Source organism: Paenibacillus sp. FSL W7-1287, from assembly GCF_038004245.1.
Lineage (GTDB): Bacteria > Bacillota > Bacilli > Paenibacillales > Paenibacillaceae > Pristimantibacillus > Pristimantibacillus camelliae.
The window spans coordinates 212,977-232,048 of the sequence record NZ_JBBORD010000002.1; the positions used below are offsets into that span (position 1 = coordinate 212,977).

The 19,072-nt window shown below is 43.2% G+C and carries 18 protein-coding genes; 13 read left to right on the forward strand and 5 right to left on the reverse strand.

All coding sequences use genetic code 11. From position 1 onward, the window contains the following. The first annotated feature begins 5 nt into the window (after positions 1-5). The 5 genes from NSQ99_RS20995 to NSQ99_RS21015 all read left to right on the forward strand — a co-directional run bounded on the left by NSQ99_RS20995 (position 6) and on the right by NSQ99_RS21015 (position 5,280). A complete protein-coding gene (locus tag NSQ99_RS20995) occupies positions 6-815 on the forward strand; it encodes a phytanoyl-CoA dioxygenase family protein (RefSeq protein ID WP_340839224.1) in 810 nt (269 codons plus the stop codon). Continuing rightward, positions 787-1,671 (forward strand): sugar phosphate isomerase/epimerase family protein, encoded by an 885-nt coding sequence (locus tag NSQ99_RS21000; RefSeq protein ID WP_340838966.1) that lies wholly within the window; start codon positions 787-789, stop codon positions 1,669-1,671. Before NSQ99_RS20995 ends, NSQ99_RS21000 begins: the two co-directional genes overlap by 29 nt. 239 nt (positions 1,672-1,910) lie before the next feature. Beyond that, positions 1,911-2,726 carry a DUF2935 domain-containing protein gene (locus NSQ99_RS21005; RefSeq protein ID WP_340838967.1) on the forward strand — a complete coding sequence of 272 codons (816 nt, stop codon included), beginning with the start codon at positions 1,911-1,913 and terminating at the stop codon, positions 2,724-2,726. A gap of 198 nt (positions 2,727-2,924) precedes the next feature. After that, on the forward strand, positions 2,925-4,535 hold the full coding sequence (locus tag NSQ99_RS21010; RefSeq protein WP_340838968.1) for a glycosyl hydrolase family 18 protein: 1,611 nt from the start codon (positions 2,925-2,927) through the stop codon (positions 4,533-4,535). A gap of 13 nt (positions 4,536-4,548) precedes the next feature. Further along, positions 4,549-5,280, forward strand: a complete 732-nt coding sequence (locus NSQ99_RS21015; RefSeq protein WP_340838969.1) for a class I SAM-dependent methyltransferase — start codon at positions 4,549-4,551, stop codon at positions 5,278-5,280. 142 nt (positions 5,281-5,422) lie between these two features. Here the strand turns inward: NSQ99_RS21015 and NSQ99_RS21020 are convergent, their stop codons facing one another. Further along, entirely contained in the window at positions 5,423-6,055 is a 633-nt protein-coding gene (locus NSQ99_RS21020; RefSeq protein WP_340838970.1) for a DUF2306 domain-containing protein, read from the reverse strand. A 43-nt stretch (positions 6,056-6,098) separates the two neighbouring features. Then, positions 6,099-7,157 (reverse strand): DJ-1/PfpI family protein, encoded by a 1,059-nt coding sequence (locus NSQ99_RS21025; RefSeq protein WP_251668399.1) that lies wholly within the window; start codon positions 7,155-7,157, stop codon positions 6,099-6,101. Positions 7,158-7,356: 199 nt separating this feature from the next. On the opposite strand from NSQ99_RS21025, the gene NSQ99_RS21030 reads away from it, so the two are divergent. Both NSQ99_RS21030 and NSQ99_RS21035 read left to right on the forward strand, forming a co-directional pair. Continuing rightward, positions 7,357-8,052, forward strand: a complete 696-nt coding sequence (locus NSQ99_RS21030) for a response regulator transcription factor (RefSeq protein WP_251668239.1) — start codon at positions 7,357-7,359, stop codon at positions 8,050-8,052. Then, positions 8,049-9,140, forward strand: coding sequence for a sensor histidine kinase (locus NSQ99_RS21035; protein ID WP_340838971.1), 1,092 nt, complete (start codon positions 8,049-8,051; stop codon positions 9,138-9,140). Before NSQ99_RS21030 ends, NSQ99_RS21035 begins: the two co-directional genes overlap by 4 nt. Before the next feature lie 9 nt (positions 9,141-9,149). On the opposite strand, the gene NSQ99_RS21040 is transcribed toward NSQ99_RS21035, so the two are convergent. Further along, positions 9,150-9,947, reverse strand: coding sequence for a sulfite exporter TauE/SafE family protein (locus NSQ99_RS21040; RefSeq protein WP_340838972.1), 798 nt, complete (start codon positions 9,945-9,947; stop codon positions 9,150-9,152). A gap of 53 nt (positions 9,948-10,000) precedes the next feature. Beyond that, positions 10,001-11,626 (reverse strand): carboxylesterase family protein, encoded by a 1,626-nt coding sequence (locus NSQ99_RS21045; RefSeq protein WP_340838973.1) that lies wholly within the window; start codon positions 11,624-11,626, stop codon positions 10,001-10,003. 115 nt (positions 11,627-11,741) lie between these two features. On the opposite strand from NSQ99_RS21045, the gene NSQ99_RS21050 reads away from it, so the two are divergent. Both NSQ99_RS21050 and NSQ99_RS21055 read left to right on the forward strand, forming a co-directional pair. Further along, positions 11,742-12,614, forward strand: coding sequence for a LysR family transcriptional regulator (locus tag NSQ99_RS21050; protein ID WP_340838974.1), 873 nt, complete (start codon positions 11,742-11,744; stop codon positions 12,612-12,614). Between the two features lie 28 nt (positions 12,615-12,642). Next, positions 12,643-13,812, forward strand: coding sequence for a DUF2974 domain-containing protein (locus NSQ99_RS21055; protein ID WP_340838975.1), 1,170 nt, complete (start codon positions 12,643-12,645; stop codon positions 13,810-13,812). A 67-nt stretch (positions 13,813-13,879) separates the two neighbouring features. Here NSQ99_RS21055 and NSQ99_RS21060 read toward each other — a convergent pair whose 3' ends face one another. Next, entirely contained in the window at positions 13,880-14,506 is a 627-nt protein-coding gene (locus tag NSQ99_RS21060; RefSeq protein WP_340838976.1) for a spore coat protein, read from the reverse strand. A gap of 214 nt (positions 14,507-14,720) precedes the next feature. Between NSQ99_RS21060 and NSQ99_RS21065 the strand changes: the two genes are divergently transcribed. The 4 genes from NSQ99_RS21065 to NSQ99_RS21080 all read left to right on the forward strand — a co-directional run bounded on the left by NSQ99_RS21065 (position 14,721) and on the right by NSQ99_RS21080 (position 19,065). Then, complete coding sequence (locus tag NSQ99_RS21065) at positions 14,721-15,536, forward strand: EAL domain-containing protein (RefSeq protein WP_340838977.1); 816 nt, start codon at positions 14,721-14,723, stop codon at positions 15,534-15,536. Between the two features lie 59 nt (positions 15,537-15,595). Beyond that, positions 15,596-16,528 carry a GGDEF domain-containing protein gene (locus NSQ99_RS21070; RefSeq protein ID WP_340838978.1) on the forward strand — a complete coding sequence of 311 codons (933 nt, stop codon included), beginning with the start codon at positions 15,596-15,598 and terminating at the stop codon, positions 16,526-16,528. A gap of 185 nt (positions 16,529-16,713) precedes the next feature. Next, entirely contained in the window at positions 16,714-17,985 is a 1,272-nt protein-coding gene (locus NSQ99_RS21075; protein ID WP_340838979.1) for a stalk domain-containing protein, read from the forward strand. 189 nt (positions 17,986-18,174) lie between these two features. Then, a complete protein-coding gene (locus tag NSQ99_RS21080) occupies positions 18,175-19,065 on the forward strand; it encodes a hypothetical protein (RefSeq protein ID WP_340838980.1) in 891 nt (296 codons plus the stop codon). Positions 19,066-19,072: the final 7 nt, after the last annotated feature.

Sequence of the window (19,072 nt, forward strand, 5' to 3'; positions counted from 1 at the left end):
GATGTATCGTGTATACACTTAAATTTTTGACTGAAGAACAAAAGAAGCAATTCGAGAACGAAGGCTACCTAATAGTTAAGGGCTTGTTCAAGGCAGAGCAGCTAAAGGAGATTGAGGATACCTTTGAAGCCATCAGTCATACAACGGTACCAGGCTTTTTTGAGCCAGACTTATCGGAATCGGTAACGGATCCATTAAAGCGCTATCCGAGAGTCATGCATCCACATCGCTTTAATGAAACAGCCAGAAAGTATATGCTGCATCAGCCTGTGCTCCGCGTGCTCGAGGATTTGTATGAGGAGCCGGCACTCGCTGCGCAAAGCATGTATTACTATAAGCCACCTGGAGCTAGAGGTCAGGCGCTTCATCAGGATAACTTTTATCTTAAGGTCGAGCCAGGAAATTGCATTGCTGCGTGGACCGCGGTTGATGCCGCAGATGAAGAGAATGGCAGCTTGCTCGTCGTTCCTAAGACGCAGGAATACGAGATCGTATGTCCTGAATACTCGGATGCGAAGGAATCGTTCACGACACATTATGTTAAGCCGCCTAAGGATCAGAAGGCAATGCCTGTTGTGATGGATGCAGGTGATGTGTTGTTCTTCAACGGAAATCTAATTCATGGCTCCTACCGTAATAAAACGAAGGATCGCTTCCGTAGATCATTTATTTGCCATTATGCAAATGAATCTGCTACGCATATTAGTGAATACTATCGCCCACTTTACAGAGCTGACGGCTCCGAGGTAGAGCTGGTTACGAATCCAGATGGAGGACCATGCGGCGTTGAGTTCGAACCATTCTACCCACACTAATACGTTCAATGATCCGAGGCTCGAGGTTCATATGTCCTGGTGGGGGATGAACGGCCTCGAGCGCAGCGCAGAGTATTCTCTAGAACAGAAGGTAGAGATGATTGCGGAGGCTGGATTTGATGGTATCAATGGATTTATTCCTAGTTCTGAGGAAGCAAAGCGATGGAACAAGCTGCTTGAGCGCTATCGTTTAAGCTTAAGTGTTAACGCATACCCGAAAACCTGTAATGACATGGCTATACTGCTTAATCAAGCCAAGCAATACGGAGCTATCCAGCACATTAACGTTCAAGTAATGACACCGTTTCTTATTGATCACGGAGCAATTGAAATGCTGAGAGGAATCCATGAGTTATCAGAGAAAGCTGGCATACCAGCATATATCGAGACGCATCGCGGCACCATTACACAGGATTTGCTTCGAACGGTCTCGTATGTTGAAGCGCTGGAGCAGCTTCGATTAACGATAGATATGTCACATTACGTCGTTGCAGGAGAGATGCACACCATATCTGACGAGGCGGAGGCATTGATGCAAAAGCTGCTTGAACGCACCTCTGCTATTCATGCAAGGGTATCAAATGGTGAGCAGGTGCAGGTTGATGCTGGTCCGTCAGGTGAGCACCCTATGCTGCAGCATTTTGAACGATGGTGGAGCAGCGGTATGAAGCATTGGCGCAAAGCTGCACGTAATGGCGATGTACTTCCGTTCGTTGTCGAGCTCGGCCCACCACCATATGCGATAACGGTTGATGATTACGGGCAGCGGAGGCAGGAGATAAATGATCGCTGGGAGCAGTCATTGCTTTTCCTGCGTACAGCGCGTCGCATCTGGTCAGAGACAGCAAGGGTGTAATATGTTCTTTTCATAGAGTCATAGGCTCAATTAATAATCATCCGTTAAGCCAGCAGTATAGGCTTAGCGGATTTTTTTACTATAAATTAGAGCTAGCATGTATCGTATGGTTATATATTGTTCGAGCTAGCTCATAGCGCGCCCTATATCTATAAAAATATTAAGCCCTGTCTGTAGGAATAGAGACTAACCGTAAGCAATACATGTATAGTAATGAGGTTACTCTAGGAGGCGATTAAGTGTCCAATGGGTTTGTTGTGCGGTCATTAGATGAGATAAAGTTTTGGTCACGCATCATGAAGGAGCATTCATTATTCCTTCGGCTTGGGTTTAGAAGTGAAGACACTCAATTGATTAATGAAGCCAATCATTATTACTCAACTTTTGAAGCTATTGAACATCGAGCACAGGCTTTCGATGTTGGTACCGATCCGCAAGTTATTCAACGATTTAATGTTGAGGTCCATACTGCCGCATCACACATTTGGGCATTTAAAAGAAAAATATTAGGTCTCATTTTAAGCTGCCAGCTTCCCGGAGCAAATAATTTTCCTTTGCTAGTTGATCATACGAGCAGAGAAGCGTTTTATTTTAGAAATAGATTGGAGGAGCTTAATGCTGGGAATTTAGACCCTCTGCCAGACGCTATTATTAATGAAAATGTATTCTTCCTAAGAATAATGGCAGATCATGCGAAATTCATTGGACATCTTCTTGATCCTTCCGAACGAAAGCTAGTGGAACAAGCTCGAGAATTTAGTGAGGACTTCGATAAGCTGCTTTATCAGGCGCGAGACCTTGATTCGATGCGCCCTGAATCTCAAACCGCACCTTTACTTGACCAGTTTCTTGATCAGAATAGAGTTTCAGTACAATCGCTGAGAGACTTTAAGAAAACAGCCAGAGACTTGATTGAAGAATGCCGAATTAAAAGTATTATCCATCCACTACTAGCAGATCACGTATTCCGTGAGGCAGAACGGTTCCTCTTCATTATCGACATGTTCGAGCATACCCTTACCGGAAAGCCTGTTCAGAATATGCAGTTTGATTAATAGTAATTATATTAAACAATCAAACATAGCCTGCAAATCACAATGTCTGATTTGCAGGATTTTTTCGTGCTATAACGACGTAACAGCTATGAGATTGCGAAACTAATTATTCCCTTTATACGTCTAATATACATAGGAGAAATAAGCACGAGCTGTATCTATATTCAATTACTAGAAAGGACGTGAGAAGCGATTATTATGATGAAACGGGTAAGCATTATCGTCATTATACTATCGTTATTTTTTGCTAGCAGCGCCTTTGCGTACGAAGCTCAGCTTCAGCCATTTAAGGATGTGGGGGATGATTATTCAACGGAGTCGATCTATTCCTTGTCCGCATTAGGCATTATTAATGGATATACAGACGGTACTTACCGTCCGAATGATGCGTTGTCCAGAGAAGCGTTCATTAAGCTGCTTGTTATGGCGAATCAGATGGAGGAAGATGCAGTGGGGCGCCTCCCTGCTGGATTAGATAAGGGACGTTGGTCTGCTTCTTATATTTCTACTGCTTATGAGAATCAATGGATTGATAGCTTGCTAGATTCAGATGGCAGCTTTAATCCGTCGCAAACGATTACTAGACAAGAGGTTGCTATGCTGGTAGGAAAGGCATTGCTAGAATCGGAGAAGGAAGAGGTGCAGCAGCAATGGCTGAGCACAGAGTGGACAAAGGAGCGGGATGCGCGCGCATTTAAAGATCACGCTTCTATAGATGCAGAGCTGCAGCCATATGTGTACTACGCGGCGAAGCGTGGCATTATGGAAGGGGATCGCGTAGGCTTTAAGCCTAAGGAAGCGTTAATTCGCAAGCAGGCAGCAGCCGTCATTTATCGATTCATTGATATGCGAGTTTCCGATGAAAAGCTAGATTTTACAGGCTATTATGCGATTCAATCCTATTCAGCAATCAATCAGATGAAAAAGTTGTCTCATGTTATATTCGGATGGTCTCACCTGGAATACAGCGAGGCTGGTTCTGCTTCGTTAAACACATCAGTGACTGTTAATCGAATACCTAGCGGCTATGAAGAGGCACTGGCTGCAGCTGATTCAGCTCATATTACGAAGGAGCTGATGGTGTTTTACGACAATAGCAATTTGAAGGAATTCCTAAGAGATAAAGCAGCGCAGCAATCCTTTATCGAATCGTTGTTGAATCTATTAAATGATCCCTCCTACTCCTTTACAGGCGTAAGTATAGACTTTGAAGGGCTGAAAGAGGAGGAGTATGCTGCCGATTATGTTGCATTTCTTAAGGAGTTGAAGGAGCAGCTCGGCACTTATTCGCTGTCTGTTGCTGTCCCGCCGATCTATTACTACAAGGGCTATGATCTAGAGGCGATTGGCAAGCTTGCGGATACGGTCATTCTGATGGCGTATGACTTTACCCATCATGAAAGTAAGCTGCCGTCAGCACCGCTGCCACTTGTGAATGACGTCGTTACAACAGCATTACAAGTCATCCCTAATGACAAATTAGTGCTCGGTATTTCCAAGCAAGCGAACCAATGGATTACCACTAATGGAGTAACAGCTGCGCCGCTTAGTCCGGCCATTGCTGATGTGGAGAAGAGACTAGTAATGCCCGGCGTTGTGAATGAGTGGGCAATGCCATATTTTCTTGCGAAAGCTGAATTTACAGATGAACGTGGCAGTCATCTTCTATATTACGAGGATACGCAAAGCATAGAAAAGAAAATTTGGCTTGCGAAGTTTTATGAGCTTAAAGGCGTTTCACTGTGGTTTATGGGTAGCTACACCTCCTCAGATTGGGAGCTGATCGGTGATCATTCTAATAAGTTGTAGGAGCGATACGAAAATGAATCGGAATATATATGATGATAACGTGTTTTTCGAGAAGTATAGTCAGATGGAACGCTCTACAAAAGGACTTTCTGGTGCTGGTGAATGGGAAACACTTCAGCAGCTGCTGCCTGATTTTAATGGCAAGCGGGTATTGGACTTAGGCTGCGGCTTCGGCTGGCATTGCCAATATGCTATAGAGCACGGTGCTAAAGCTGTCACAGGAGTCGATGGTTCTGAGAAGATGCTAACGGTAGCGAAGGAAAAAACGAGCTCTACAATACGTTATATTCATATGCCAATTGAAGAGGCTGCTTTCGACGAACAATCCTACGACGTCGTTATTAGTTCACTTGCCTTGCACTATATTGAATCCTTTGAACAGGTTGCGCGAAAGGTTGCTCGATGTCTTGTAGCAAATGGAGATTTCGTATTCTCAGTAGAGCACCCGGTCTTTACTGCATACGGAAGCCAGGATTGGTATTATGCTGAAGATGGAAGCATTGCACATTTTCCAGTTGATCGATACTTTTATGAAGGAGAACGAACCACAAACTTTCTAGGGGAAAACGTCGTTAAGTATCATAAAACACTTACGACCTATCTACAAGCACTGATTGGAGAAGGCTTCGAGTTAACAGCAGTTGTGGAGCCACAGCCTTCTCAGCATCTACTTGATACGGTGAAGGGTATGAAGGATGAGCTTCGCAGGCCGATGATGCTGATCATCGCTGCTAAGAAAAAGTAAATGCTTATAAAACGATGAAAACAGCGTAATATTGAGTATTGCCAATGAGCCGGCTGAAGCAGCATAAGCCAGACCAAGCATTGAGTTTCAAAGCTTGGTCTGGCTTATATGTTTTTATCTACTACTATACAACGATACTGTTTTAGGTACGTTTGTGATCTATGGCTCGAATGATGAGCTCAGCAGTTATGAGCAATATGGCGATAGCTCCATAGATGCCGATCGTATAGCTAGAAGGATAGCTGTAATGAAACACCTGATGCAAAAGTGCTGTAATCAGATGAATGATCATATTCGTAAAGCAAAAGGCATAGCTGCGAATCATCCAGTTGCGATGACTTATTATACGTTTCCTCTTAATTTGAACAAAGGCGACTGCCGTAATAAGCATCCATACTATATTAAGGAAATTGAAGCCTATGCTGCTTATTTTCCCACCTGTAGCATATGGCGCCATATAACCTGATGTTAGTATGACGAGCAGTACAGACAGCAAGTAAATGTAACCACTCCAGCGATGAAGCTTGCGGCTCTTTTCAAATAAGCGATTAGAGAAATTAAGCAACCCTGCAGCCATAGCAATACATGCGAATGCAACATGAACATACATCACATTCAACCACAATGGCAGCTTAAGCTCGCGTTTTAAATCAGTTTTGAAGCTTAGAAAATGGACAGCTTCAGGATCGACCACGTAGATTTTAATTAAGGCGTATACAATAAATACGCTGCTGACACAAGCTAATGCCCGATAAAAAGAAATTTGAAGCTTCATCTGCTAACAATCCTCTCTGTTTAAATCAATGTTATCTGGCGGCTCAGCCTATTCGCTTGCCTGTTAATTTCGAAGCAGGTAGAACGCCAGCTTTAGCGGTTCCGCTCATAACATCACCATGTACAGCCACTTCAAATTTTAGATTTAATCGCATGGGCTTCGTAATTGGAAGTAACCAGACAAGCTTATTGCTGTGCAGCATTGGATCTATAAAGCTCACCGTTTCATCACCTTGGGTAGCTGTACCTTGAATCACTCCATTATTTATTGCAATGGCGAGCTTGACCTGCAGCTTTCCTACTGGTGTTGCAATGGTTGTATCCCATTGACCATCGAATCTTGCTGCATCATCATGTAGGTGTGTATGTTGGTTACCCATGGTAAATAACTGCTGATCGTCTACTGGAGGAATGTCAGTGCTCGTCTGATTCTCACGTTGTGTATCAGAATGTGTAAAATGAGTTGGCGTAAGGCCCTGCGCCCGCCATACCGTCCCTCTTCGTTCATAGTCGAACAATTGCTCCACCGAGTGTGCAATTTGAGGACCAAGCTCACGCTCTAGCATATACAAGGCGACATCAAGTCCTGAGGTAACAGCTCCTCCAGTAATAAGATTGCCATCTTCAACTACTCTGGCAGAAATAGGTATCGCTCCAGTCGCCTCAAGTAAGCCCATCCCTTGATGATGTGTTACTGCTGGTCGACCTTCAAGCATGCCAGCCATAGCTAGCACAAGAGAACCGCCGCACACCGTCGCAACAATGCAGTCTTCTCGATCTAGTGCCTCTCTAATGAGCTCTGCTAGTTCAGTCTGCGACGCTCGACTTAGAATCATTGGAACAGAATCAGGACCATCCCCGTCAACGTCCCCAGATGCACCCGGCACAACGATCATATCGGCAAGCTCTGGATCGAGCTTGCCAACGGCTTCAAGCTTTACTCCATTCGTACCACTGCTAACTAATCTAGCTCCTTCAGCGGTAACGAATTGAACATTTAACTTCTTATCAGTCTTCATCGCAGCAACGCAAAAAACCTCATACGGTGCAATTGCATCGAGTAGATCGAATCCATCAAAAAGAACAACATGAACAGTTAACATCATAAAACCCCCTAATTGAATTGATATTGTATAAGCCGACGTATAAGCCGAACGTAGTCATAATTGAATGATAGTCATTGAATATCTCAAATAAAGCGATAAAAAAGTCACAAAATAATAAACAAATCATCACAAAGCGCAAGGAGGTAATGGCAGCTGCACAAAAAGTGCTAAAATAATGGGTAAAGGTGGGATAGTAATGAGTGAGTTAAGGACAATTCTCGTTGTAGATGACGATAAAAGCATCGTTGAATTATTAAGAGACTTTTTGGAAAATGATCATTTTCATGTTTTAACAGCCAATGATGCCACTGAGGCCTGGACTGCATGTCAGCAGTATACAGTTCATTGCATCATTCTTGATATTATGATGCCGGGGCAGAATGGGTTTGAATTAGCTCGTCGAATTCGCACGATGAGCGATGTACCTATTCTTTTTCTGAGCGCTCGCAGCGATGATGTGGACAAGATTAGGGGGTTGACGCTTGGCGGTGATGATTACATCGTTAAAACTGCTTCACCGGGGGAAATTGTTGCCAGAGTAAAAGCGGTGCTGCGGAGATCCACATCTTCTCGTCAGTCGAGTAATGAGAAAATACTGGATTACGGACGCTTAAAGCTTAATCTGTCGACGCGAGAAGTAATAGTGGAAGGGAAGGAAGTATTGCTCACGCCAAGAGAATATGAATTGCTTCGATTGTTCGCTGAGCATCCAAGACAGGTGTTTTCGTATGAGCAATTGCTCAATAGGTTTTGGGAAGGTGTAGGCGATAAACATACGATTCGGGTTCATCTCAGTCGACTGCGTGAGAAGCTTGAAGCTGATCCGAACGAGCCTCAATATTTGATCAATGTATGGGGAATAGGTTACCGCTTTGAAGGTGTTCGCGTATGATGAACGTTAGAATTCGCACATTTACTTTGCTTTGTTTCGTGCTAATCCTTCTCATGCCTTGGGTATTCTTTGTGATCGCACATTTCATCGATACGAGATCCTTTAGCCTTTCACAAGCTAATGGCTATACCGTTCAAATGATCGGGGCAATAGCTGGATTGCTGCTTTCGTTTTTTATTATTGGGGTACAGATGAGGAGACTTCTTCTAAAGCCGCTTGAAGGAATGAGCTTGGCGTCTAGGCAAATTGCAGAGGGTGATCTAGACGTGTACATTCCTCTATCAAGGATTTCAGAAATTGCTGAAGTACGTGAAGGCTTTGAGGCTATGGTGACAGGACTTCAAAAGTCACATCGAAAACAGATGGAGCTAGAGAATAATCGGAGATTTGTGATCGCTGCTGTTGCGCACGATTTGCGTACTCCATTATTCGCCCTAAGAGGATATTTGGATGGATTGGAGCAAGGCATTGCCCGGTCTCCTGAGCAAGCAGCAAAGTATGTTTCCGTCTGCAAGGAAAAGTCCGCACAATTGGATCGGCTCGTTGAGGATTTATTCACATTTACAAAGATGGAATATGTAGAGGGGAATCTAAGCAGCGAGACAGTGGATCTTCACGGAGTACTACAGAGGTCAGTCGATAGCTTACGGCCGTTAGCGCAGAAAAAAAATATTACTATAGTAAGTGAGGATGCAGGCACAGAGCATTGCATCATTCATGGTGACGCTCACCTATTGGAGCGGGCAATGAACAACCTAATGGACAATGCGGTAAGGCATACTCCGGATGATGGAAAAATTATTGTTCGATGCTATAGGGATGAACAAAAACTGATATTTTCCGTTACAGATTCCGGAGTAGGCTTTTCAGAAGAAGATTTGCCGCATGTATTTGAGCCGCTTTACCGTGGTGAGCAGTCTAGAAATCGAGCAACAGGAGGCAGCGGCTTAGGGCTGACTATATCGCAGACGATTGTAAGAAGACATGGAGGTGAGCTTGAAGCGAGCAATCATCCACGAGGTGGTGCGCTGCTCGAAGGCTGGCTCCCTATTCATTCATTCAATCATGAAGCCCGTGTTGACAGATGATTGAGTCATCTAGCCTTTCATCATCATACGGATAGAAACGATAATTAGAAAAACAGCCAGCAGCTTTAACAACAGCTTTGCAGGGACACGTTTAGCTAATCGAGCGCCTATTTGTCCGCCTAATATAGCTCCTGGTGCTAGAAACAGCAGCATTAGCCAGTCAACATTCATGGAGAAGGCATGAGTAGTCGTGCTTACTATGGATGATAGAAAAATCTGCAGCATAGAGGTAGCTACGGCAATATGAGCTGGAAAGTTCAACAGCAGCGTCATCGTAGGAACCATTAGACTGCCACCGCCAATGCCAAATAAGCTTGCTGCAAAGCCGACGATAAAGCTAATAACAATGCCGGTACTAAGATGATAGCTATAGCTAAATTGCACACCGTTGTGATCAACGAATCTGCGCTGCACAGTCGCTTTGAATGGCCATGCTATTGGGGAGCTAGGTTTGAATAGCAGGAGCAAGGAAACGAGTATTAAAAAAATACCGAAGCTAATGAAGAAAAAGCTCCCTTTGATGTGACTTACGTAAAGTGCTCCTGCTATTGATCCTGGAATCGAGGCAGCAAAAAACTTCAAAGCAGCTTCATAATCAATTCTTTTTTGCTTGGCGTACACATAAGTACTGGAGATAGAATTGCACAGAAGCATTGCCATGGATGTCCCAGCTAAATGAGCAGGGGACATGTCTGGAAATAAAAACGCAAGTGCAGGGACAACGATAAACCCCCCGCCTAGGCCAACTAGAGAACCGCATAAGCCCGCTGCAAGACCGATTCCTATGAGTATGAAGTACATTAGCATCGTTATGTCTCCCTTAAAATTGAAGTACTAATAGCTAGCTATTATTTACATGATCAGTCTTTCCTAAAAAAGCGTCCTTTAAGTAATACGTCTTCTAACCATTTACGCTGAGGAGGCTGCAGTCGTTCATCGATGCTCATACGGTAATTAATTTCTTGTTGCTCGAGCTTTGAACTCCTATGTACAATGACTTCCTCCAAGCCTGCATCAAGGGTAAGAATGTCAGGTGAATCATCGTTACCGCTCCAGTGCTGCCACTTGGGTAACGAGCTGTGGTTTGGATTTCCCGTGTGTAAGAAGTTCTGCACATAGCTGCGAAGCAATGACGAGAGCTTTTCACGTCCAGGCTTATTGGCTTCCGTAATGATGCCATGAGTAAACATGCTGGTCATCCCTGCATAATCACCAGTTAAAAATGGAATATCAACACCATGTGGTGCTCCGAGCAGTAAGTGGATCGTAGGATCAATGACGCCGTCCTGCATTCCCCAACAGAAGCGATAGGCGAAAATGGGTGCGCTAGGCACAGTCTCAGCAATTGCCTGAGCCGTCTGCTCTACATTAAAGGCTGCATTCAGCTCGCTTCCATATTGAATGGCTGCCTCGTACAAGTCCTTTTGTTCTATCACTTTCCTACGCAGTTCGTCCATCGTTGGAGCAGAAAAATAAGGATCAAATAGTGTAAAGATAGAAAACTCCGTACAAGTGCTGCCGAGTATCATTGGCAGTGCAGGGAAGCTCCTATGCTGAAGCTGCCCAAATCCCCCCAATGGCAATACCGTTCCGTCTTCAAATAAATGAGGAAATCCTTCCATTCGTAAGCCAGTGTCATAAGTCATGAGCACTTTGGAGAACGAGTCTGCTGGCTGAGCGTAAAGAAATTGTGCAATCGTATCTGTTGATTGCTGTGAGCTCCATGCTAGTGCTTCGTCTGGTTCGCTGGCTAGACCGCTACTGATCACTAATGCTGTTAGAAGCTCATTCGCCTTAATGTCCCCTTGCTGAGCAGAAGCTGTAGTCATGCCGCCACTCATCACGAATAGCTTATGGAATAGACCTTCACCTAGCGGCGAAAGATAGGCAGCCAGTGAATTTCTTGCTCCTGCAGATTGCCCTGCGAGTGTTACGTTGTCTGGGTTTCCTCCGAAGGAGACGATATTGCTCTGTACCCACTTTAAAGCATGAAGGATGTCCAGCAAACCGTAGTTTCCGGAATCATCTAACGGATCACCGCTTCGAAGTGCTGGGTGACGAAAAAATCCCATTGCCCCTAAACGGTAATTCATCGAAATAATGATGCTATTGGTTGCGCTCGCCAATTGCTCGCCTGAGAAATCCTGACCGGAGCCACCTAGATTTCCACCTCCATGTGCAAACACAAAAACAGGCAGGTTATGTTCAGAATGATCTGGGCGCCATATATTTAGATATAAGCAATCTTCGCTGCCAATTGTACTGCCTTCGAATAATTGAACACTACGGCTGCCATACGATTGTGCACGTAATATCCCTTCCCATGGATCAAGCTTGCGTGGAGCTTTCCAGCGAAGCTTCCCTATTGGAGGCTGCGCATAAGGAACCCCGAGCCAAGCAATAACTTGCGACTGTGAAGGCCGAATACCTTGCAGGCGTCCATCAGCAATTATAACCGATTCATTTCCAGTCCATTGTCTGCTCATTCTATATTCCTCTCCGTTTAGTTTTTCTTTAAGTATAGTTGCTTGCTCGTATAATAAATAATATATTGTTTTATATATATTGATAACCCAGCGGTTATAAATTGGAGGGAAGTCAATGGACTTGCTATCCTTACGTTATTTTCAAGTTGTCGCTAATGTACAAAGCATGACGAAGGCAGCAGAAATACTGCATATATCTCAGCCGGCTCTAAGTAAGATGATTAAACATCTGGAAAATGAGCTGACGGTCGAGTTGTTTGACCGAACAGGAAAGTATATTCGATTAAACGAATATGGGCGACGTTTTCTAGAAAAAGTAAACCTTTCCCTGCAAACGTTGGAGGATGGGAAGCAGGAGCTTCTTGATCTGGCTGAACGCTCAGTTGGCACGATCGTTATTTTAGTTCAGGTAGGCTCATATTTATTGCCTGATATGATTACTAAATTCCGTGAGCTGCATCCAGGCGTTCAATTTAAACTATTACTACATGATCAAGACGCTGCGACGTATCCTTTATTTGATCTATGCATCTCATCAGCTCCCTTTCGAATACCGGGCACAACTGCAGAGCAGCTGCTGACGGAGGATATTATGCTCGCCTTACCAAGCGATCACAGATATGCTGAACGAAAAAGCATTCGGTTGGATGAGCTTGCGAAGGATGGATTTATTAATTTGAAGTCAGGGAAGAGGCTGCGAGAGACAACGGATCTACTCTGTAGAACAGCAGGCTTTACCCCGCAAATTGTTTATGAATGCGATGATCCTGCGATGGTACGGAGTCTTGTACAGGCTGGGCTAGGGATTTGCTTTTATCCGGCAATAACATGGGGAAATTCTGGTGGCACCTCTGTCATATTGCTTCCAATCGAAGATGTGTCGAGCAAACGAACAATTGAAATTTCATGGTATTCTAACCGTTATATGTCTAACATAGCCAGAGCATTTAAAAGCTTTGTACAAGAGTACTATAAGCAGTTAAACTGAGAATATAGTCAAGAGCAAATTGAACGGATTGAATGAGAGGTGGGAACTGAAAAATATGGGGAATATTATGGATTATTTGGACTGGAGAGGTGATCTTCTACTTGAGCACTCACCGTTCAATGAAGTAGACAACCTTATATTATCTCAGCTCGTATATGTAAATTTTGATTATATTGTACCCGCTAGATGGAGTGCGATGAAGATAACGGTGCGAGAGGCAGCAGAGCGTTATTTCGAGCGATATAGCGAGGAGGAGATTGAACAGTTCAGCTATATTGTACGCATCTCAGTGCCTTTACTGCGCAAGCTGGCACAATGCCCGCGATTTGCAGAGGCAAAGCTGTGCAAATTTGAGAAGTCAATTGATCTTGATCAGATTAAGCAGTTTGCAGCTATGCATATCGAGCTAAGCGATGGCTCTACCTTTATTGCGTACAGAGGAACAGATAATACGATTGTCGGCTGGAAAGAGAATTTTAATATGAGCATTAATACGCCGGTTGCCGCACAATATGAAGCGGTTCGCTACTTGGAGGATACGACCGAGGAAGGAACGGAAGCACTGCGCCTTGGTGGTCATTCCAAGGGCGGTAATTTGGCAGTGTATGCTGCAGTCATGTGCCATGCTGACATAAAGCCGCGCATTATAGAGGTCTATAACAACGATGGTCCTGGATTCGATACTAAAATGCTCAAAAGCGAAGCCTATCAACAAATGCGAGAGCGAATTCGCACCATTGTCCCACAATCGTCCGTAGTTGGCATGCTGCTGGAGCATGAGGAAGAATATATTATTGTGCAAAGCCATGTATCGCTTTTAATGCAGCATGAGGCATTTTCTTGGGAGGTATTAGGAGGCAGCTTTGTCAGAGGTGAGAACCTAGAGAAAAAGAGCGAGCTGCTTGATATCACCTTGAAGTCCTGGCTCAGCCAGCTTGATAAAACAGAGCGGAAGCAGTTTGTCTCAGCGCTATTCCACGTATTTGAAGTAGGGGATATAAGAACATTTGAAGATCTAGGACGTGCCAAATGGCAGAAAATCAATGAAATGATCCGCGCTTTGAATCAGTCTAAGGAGTACAAGGTCGTTCTTATTAAAACGTTGAAGCTACTGTTGAAGGAAGGGAGAAAGGTATTTCTATCTGCAGGCAAGAAAAAATCTCAGCAGCAAACGAAGGATGTAAGAATGCTGGAATAACATATGTATAAAGCTTGATCTTGCTCTATGCATTAGAGCAGTCAAGCTTTATACACGGGGATCTATATTATTGATATAGCTGATCGCTATTACCAACGATAGGGTTTTGATAATTCGCCGTATACTGCTGCATTTGCGCAGAATTTTCAGGGACGATTTGATACATTGCTCCTATTTTAGCAGTTTGTTCCTGTGATGCGATCTCAACAGGGTAATACCCTTTCTTAGCCATATACTGCCACATGTCATACGCATGGGCACAGCTCATCATAAAGGCTGTTTGACAGAAGGAACGAATCTCTGGATTACACATTTCCATAGCTGCCCACGCATACTCACGCCCCGCTCTCTTCAGCGTCAACAGATATGCTGTAGCCATTTCTCGATCATTCATATTTTCTACCATCGTTCTAGGCTGTACAGCTGGAGCGGGTGGAATCGTCTGCAGTAGCTCGTCACTCACATGCTGCTGCTCACTAATTAAAGGAAGTTCTTTTTTAGCACCTTCCATTTTAGTTAGAAACTCGACCTTCATATTATAATCTCGAATATGAAGAGGAAGATGTCGTTCAAGAATCATTTTAAATTCGGGATCTTGAACATGATGAAGCATATAACCCATGTTCGTAATGGAGTTAACGCAGCTCATCGTTAGCTCGTTCAAGTCATATAATTCGTGTGCACCTAATTTCAAAGCATAAACCTCCAAGCATGTATTGGTTGAATCCGTTATATGATGCTCACTAGTCAGTGAAATAATGCGTTAATGTTTATCAGCATGGATATCACAAGTTTTACACCCGTTTTACATCCTTTTTACTATAACCGACATTTCAGATGGTACAATAGTCTCACATAAAGCAATACATTACGATCTGATAGGATGATACAACGTGGGAGTCTACGCTATGCAAAAAATACAACGGTCTAATGAGTTAGAGCATGAGTTGTCATCGATATTACATGCTCGCAGAATACATACTTTATATCAGCCGCTAGTTAATTTGAGCTCTGGAAAAGTGATGGGCTATGAAGCATTAACTAGAGGGCCCAGCTATAGTGCACTACACTCTCCACTGAAGCTGTTTTCTGCAGCGGAGCAGTTTAAGAAGCTTGATGCATTAGAGCGTTTAGCACAGGAAACGGCGATTGTGAATGCAAAATTTGATTCCGATGAGCAGCTATTATTTATTAACTTCTCCTCGCAGCTCATCAACAGCAGTAACTTAGTTTCCTTGGATCATCTAGAGCTATTGCAGCGTTGTGGATTCTCACCCTCTAATATTGTGTTCGAAATAACGGAACGCAGCTCGATTGAGGATTTTGAGCAAGCGAAGAAATTTTTGGATAAGTACCGCAAGCAAGGCTATCGAATAGCGATTGACGATGCTGGTATTGGCTACTCATCACTGCATGCCATCGCACAAATTCATCCGGATTACATAAAGATCGATCGATCACTCATTCAAAACGTTCATCAAGACGTCATGAAAAAGTACTTGCTTGAAGCATTCGTTACATTTACACAGAGAATGAACATTGGTTTAGTCGCAGAAGGAATAGAGCAGGAAGAAGAGCTTGCTTTACTTACAAGTATGGGAGTCCAATTTGCGCAGGGCTATCTACTTGCAAGGCCACATCAAACACCTCCGGTTATTCCTTCTCACATCGTGCAATTTATTCATCAGCATCAAAAGCATGGTCAACATAAGATGTACGAATAGATTAAAAATATAACATTGGAGTGTGTTCAAAGGTGCTTAACTGGAATGTCGTTCCGTGTTTGAAAGAGCTTCATATACAACCTGGTCATACTGTGGATGAGGATGAGAAGTTAGGCGATTTAGTTAATCATATCAAAGTACAAAAATCAATCAGGCGTACATATGTAGTATTAAGAGATCTTGTCCCCGTCGGTATTATACGCAGTGTAGATATGTATGAATTGTTAGGAACAAAATACGGCATGGAATTAAACTACAAGAAGAAGCTTAAAGATGTTATGTACGAGAATATACTAATTGCAGACAGCTCGATGCAGGTAGACGAGCTCTCGAGGATTGCGATGGCGAGACCATATGAGGATATTTACGATGATATTATCGTAACTAACAATGGAAGGTTTATAGGCGTTATACCTGTGTACGAGCTGTTAACCTTTATGACGGAATATAAGCTGAAAAATGCGATGCAGCAAAGTCCGCTAACCGGATTGCCTGGCAATGAAAGCATCGAGCAATATATTAGTCACAAGCTAGAGATGAAGCAGCCATTCTCAATTATCTATTCGGATATCGATCACTTTAAAGCCTATAACGACGTTTACGGGTTTAAATTCGGTGATGATGTCATCAAATGGGTCGGTAAAATCCTTACCTCGTTCTCCATACCTGATCTGTTTGTCGGTCATATTGGTGGAGATGACTTTGTAACGATTATTCCGGAGGCCTATGTCCATGATTATTGTGATCTAGCAATTGAAAGATTTGAGGTTGAGAAAAAACAGTTTTATGCCCATGATGATTATATGAAGCAGTATATTGTATCCTTAGATCGAGAGCATCGACTGAAGAAGTTCCCGTTTATCAGCATATCCATGGCGGTTATTAATGTTGGCATTAACCAATATACGGATTTATCTGCAATATCGATCACGGCTGCACAGCTCAAAAAGAAGGCTAAAAATGCATCAGGTAGTATCTACGTGACGGCCTAAAGCAATTAACAATGACTCATATAGAAAAGCCCACAGACGAAGCTCTAACGTAAGGTCCTAGTCTATTGGGCTTTTTTTGCGTTTTTAATGCTTTATCCCTGTATAAATGATTCTTATAACCCTCGATAGTACATACATTTTAAGGATATAATGGTTCTGTTTGTAACAAAAAAGGAGGTAGATGAATGAATAGTCAGCCTTTGTCGCTGAAGCAGTGCTTGCGAATCGCTATATGCTTTGCCGCTGTCATCATGATCGTGCTAAGCGTACAGCAGCTAAAAGCAAGTGCACAGTCCACTAAATCTGACATAAAGGTGTCCTTGGATACAGAGGAATTAACGTTCGAAGTACCGCCAATGATTAAAAAAGGGACCACGCTTGTTCCGTTTCGAGCGTTATTCGAAGCACTTGATATGGAGGTCCGATGGGATCAGGCTAACAATAGAGTAACGGGCAGCAATAGCAGCTTAACGATATCACTTACTATTGGTGAGAAAACAGCCATTGTAAATGGTAAAGCCATTACACTGTTAGAGCCTGCTCAGGTTGTACAAGGGAGAACGCTTGTCCCGTTGCGGTTTATTAGTGAATCCACGGGAGCTTTAGTCTTCTGGGATCCTTATAATTATGAAGTAACGGTCATCACACAAGCTTATCTAGCTGCCAATCAGTTAACGAAGGAGCAGGTTGAAAACGCAGTAAAGGAATATTTAGAAGAGCGGGCGAAGGAAGAGGAAAAGAAGAAGAAGGAAGAAGCAAAAAAGAAAAAAGATGAACAAAATGCTAAGCCACAGGAGCCGAGCAAGCCTGTCGATCTAAACAAGCTGGACGGGATGTATTACGGCTTCAGAATGGATATGGATGGCTATGAATGCGGCGGTATATGCTGGGATATGTACACCTTCTTAGCTGGTAACAAGATCTTTCTCGGCGTGCCGGAAAATGGTGGACCAGAAACAATTGATTGTAAAACAGATGAATGCTATAGCTACACGATCAGTAAAGGGAAGCTAAACTTAAGCAATGGCGACTCATACGATATAGAGAAGAATAGTAAGGGCTTCCTTGTCATTAATGGTGTGCAGCTAGATTCCGTACTCCCCGTTAAGAAAGGCATAAAGATAGACAATGATTTCGTCTATATGGGCTTTAGAGGCTTAGTTGGCATAAGTCCTGCCTCGCAATCATGGACCTATTATTTAACGCTTAATGCGGATGGAACCTTTGAGCAAAGTGGATTCTCGCTGGCTTCGCTAGGCGTTGACCCGAAAACAAATGTAGCTACGAGTGATGAAGAAGAATCAGGCACCTATACGATCGAGAACAATACGATCACACTGCGTTCAGATACAGGTAAAGTATATAAAGGACTTTTCTTTATTCATAACACGAGTCTAAAAGACAACCCAGATGATATCCAAATCGGCAGTCGCAATTATTATGTGTCCTACGATTAGTCAGTTCATGAGTACTGTTTAATACGATGATATAGATGCAGCACAGTATAGCTCGGACAGCTGGTGCTTACAGTTTAATGCTGTGAGCATCAGCTTTTTTATTGAATGATCCCTGTAGAGCTATATTAGAGCTGCATTGGATTCTGTAGTAAGATAGAGCTATAACGAACGATAGGTGATGATAGATTCATGCATAACGAACAGCATAGCATTGACGAGAGAATAACTGCTGACAATTATAAAATATTTGCTTATGTAAGTAGATATCTCAATGATGCACCTGATCTGATTCAGAAGGAAGAAATTGAGGAGATCGTACAATTAGGTGTTACAGAGGAATACGCATTTGCCGTTATATTAGCGTCAGCATTCGGCCTAGATATCGTTGATAACGAGGAAGATAAGCAGTTGTTCAACGATTACTTTGAACCGATGATCCATAAGCTGGATACGCAGCAGTATAGAAATAATCCCTATTACCAAAACATCACGTTCCCTTCAGTGATGCATGGGAGCAGTGAATTGAAGGTTGAGAGCTACGAGCCCTATGAGGGCTTTGTTTGTAACGATATTATACGGACCAACAATGGAAGGCAGATTCCACAGATCGGATTTTTCGATATAGCATTTCAATACCCGGCAGTATTAGAGCATGATCGAATATGGATGACCGTAACTCCTAATGAGATTGAAACAATGAAGGAGCCGATTGAGCAAGCCTTTGGCAATGTACTGACCTATGGGCTTGGCCTTGGTTATTATGCCTATATGGTGTCAGAGAAGGAGAATGTTGACCGTGTAACGATCGTGGAGATGAACGAAGACGTCATTTCGCTGTTCAAGACACATATATTGCCACAGTTTCAGCATGCGCATAAGATTACCATTGTTCAAGCAGATGCTTTTGAATACGCAGAGCAGGAGATGGCTAAAGGCAGGTACGATGTTGTATTCGCAGATATATGGCATGATGTTTCGGACGGCTTAGATATGTATCTAAAAATGAAGACGTATGAGAAGCTCAGTCCAAGCACGATCTACACCTACTGGATAGAACAATCGATTTTATGCTACCTTTAATATAAAA

Bases quoted from the DNA above. Each gene is read 5' to 3' on its own strand.
- NSQ99_RS21080 (WP_340838980.1), top strand. From the start codon at position 18,175: ATGCATAACGAACAGCATAGCATTGACGAGAGAATAACTGCTGACAAT.
- NSQ99_RS21045 (WP_340838973.1), bottom strand. From the start codon at position 11,626: ATGAGCAGACAATGGACTGGAAATGAATCGGTTATAATTGCTGATGGA.
- NSQ99_RS21030 (WP_251668239.1), top strand. From the start codon at position 7,357: ATGAGTGAGTTAAGGACAATTCTCGTTGTAGATGACGATAAAAGCATC.
- NSQ99_RS21040 (WP_340838972.1), bottom strand. From the start codon at position 9,947: ATGCTAATGTACTTCATACTCATAGGAATCGGTCTTGCAGCGGGCTTA.
- NSQ99_RS21065 (WP_340838977.1), top strand. From the start codon at position 14,721: ATGCAAAAAATACAACGGTCTAATGAGTTAGAGCATGAGTTGTCATCG.
- NSQ99_RS21050 (WP_340838974.1), top strand. From the start codon at position 11,742: ATGGACTTGCTATCCTTACGTTATTTTCAAGTTGTCGCTAATGTACAA.
- NSQ99_RS21035 (WP_340838971.1), top strand. From the start codon at position 8,049: ATGATGAACGTTAGAATTCGCACATTTACTTTGCTTTGTTTCGTGCTA.
- NSQ99_RS21010 (WP_340838968.1), top strand. From the start codon at position 2,925: ATGATGAAACGGGTAAGCATTATCGTCATTATACTATCGTTATTTTTT.
- NSQ99_RS21020 (WP_340838970.1), bottom strand. From the start codon at position 6,055: ATGAAGCTTCAAATTTCTTTTTATCGGGCATTAGCTTGTGTCAGCAGC.
- NSQ99_RS21015 (WP_340838969.1), top strand. From the start codon at position 4,549: ATGAATCGGAATATATATGATGATAACGTGTTTTTCGAGAAGTATAGT.
- NSQ99_RS21075 (WP_340838979.1), top strand. From the start codon at position 16,714: ATGAATAGTCAGCCTTTGTCGCTGAAGCAGTGCTTGCGAATCGCTATA.
- NSQ99_RS21025 (WP_251668399.1), bottom strand. From the start codon at position 7,157: ATGTTAACTGTTCATGTTGTTCTTTTTGATGGATTCGATCTACTCGAT.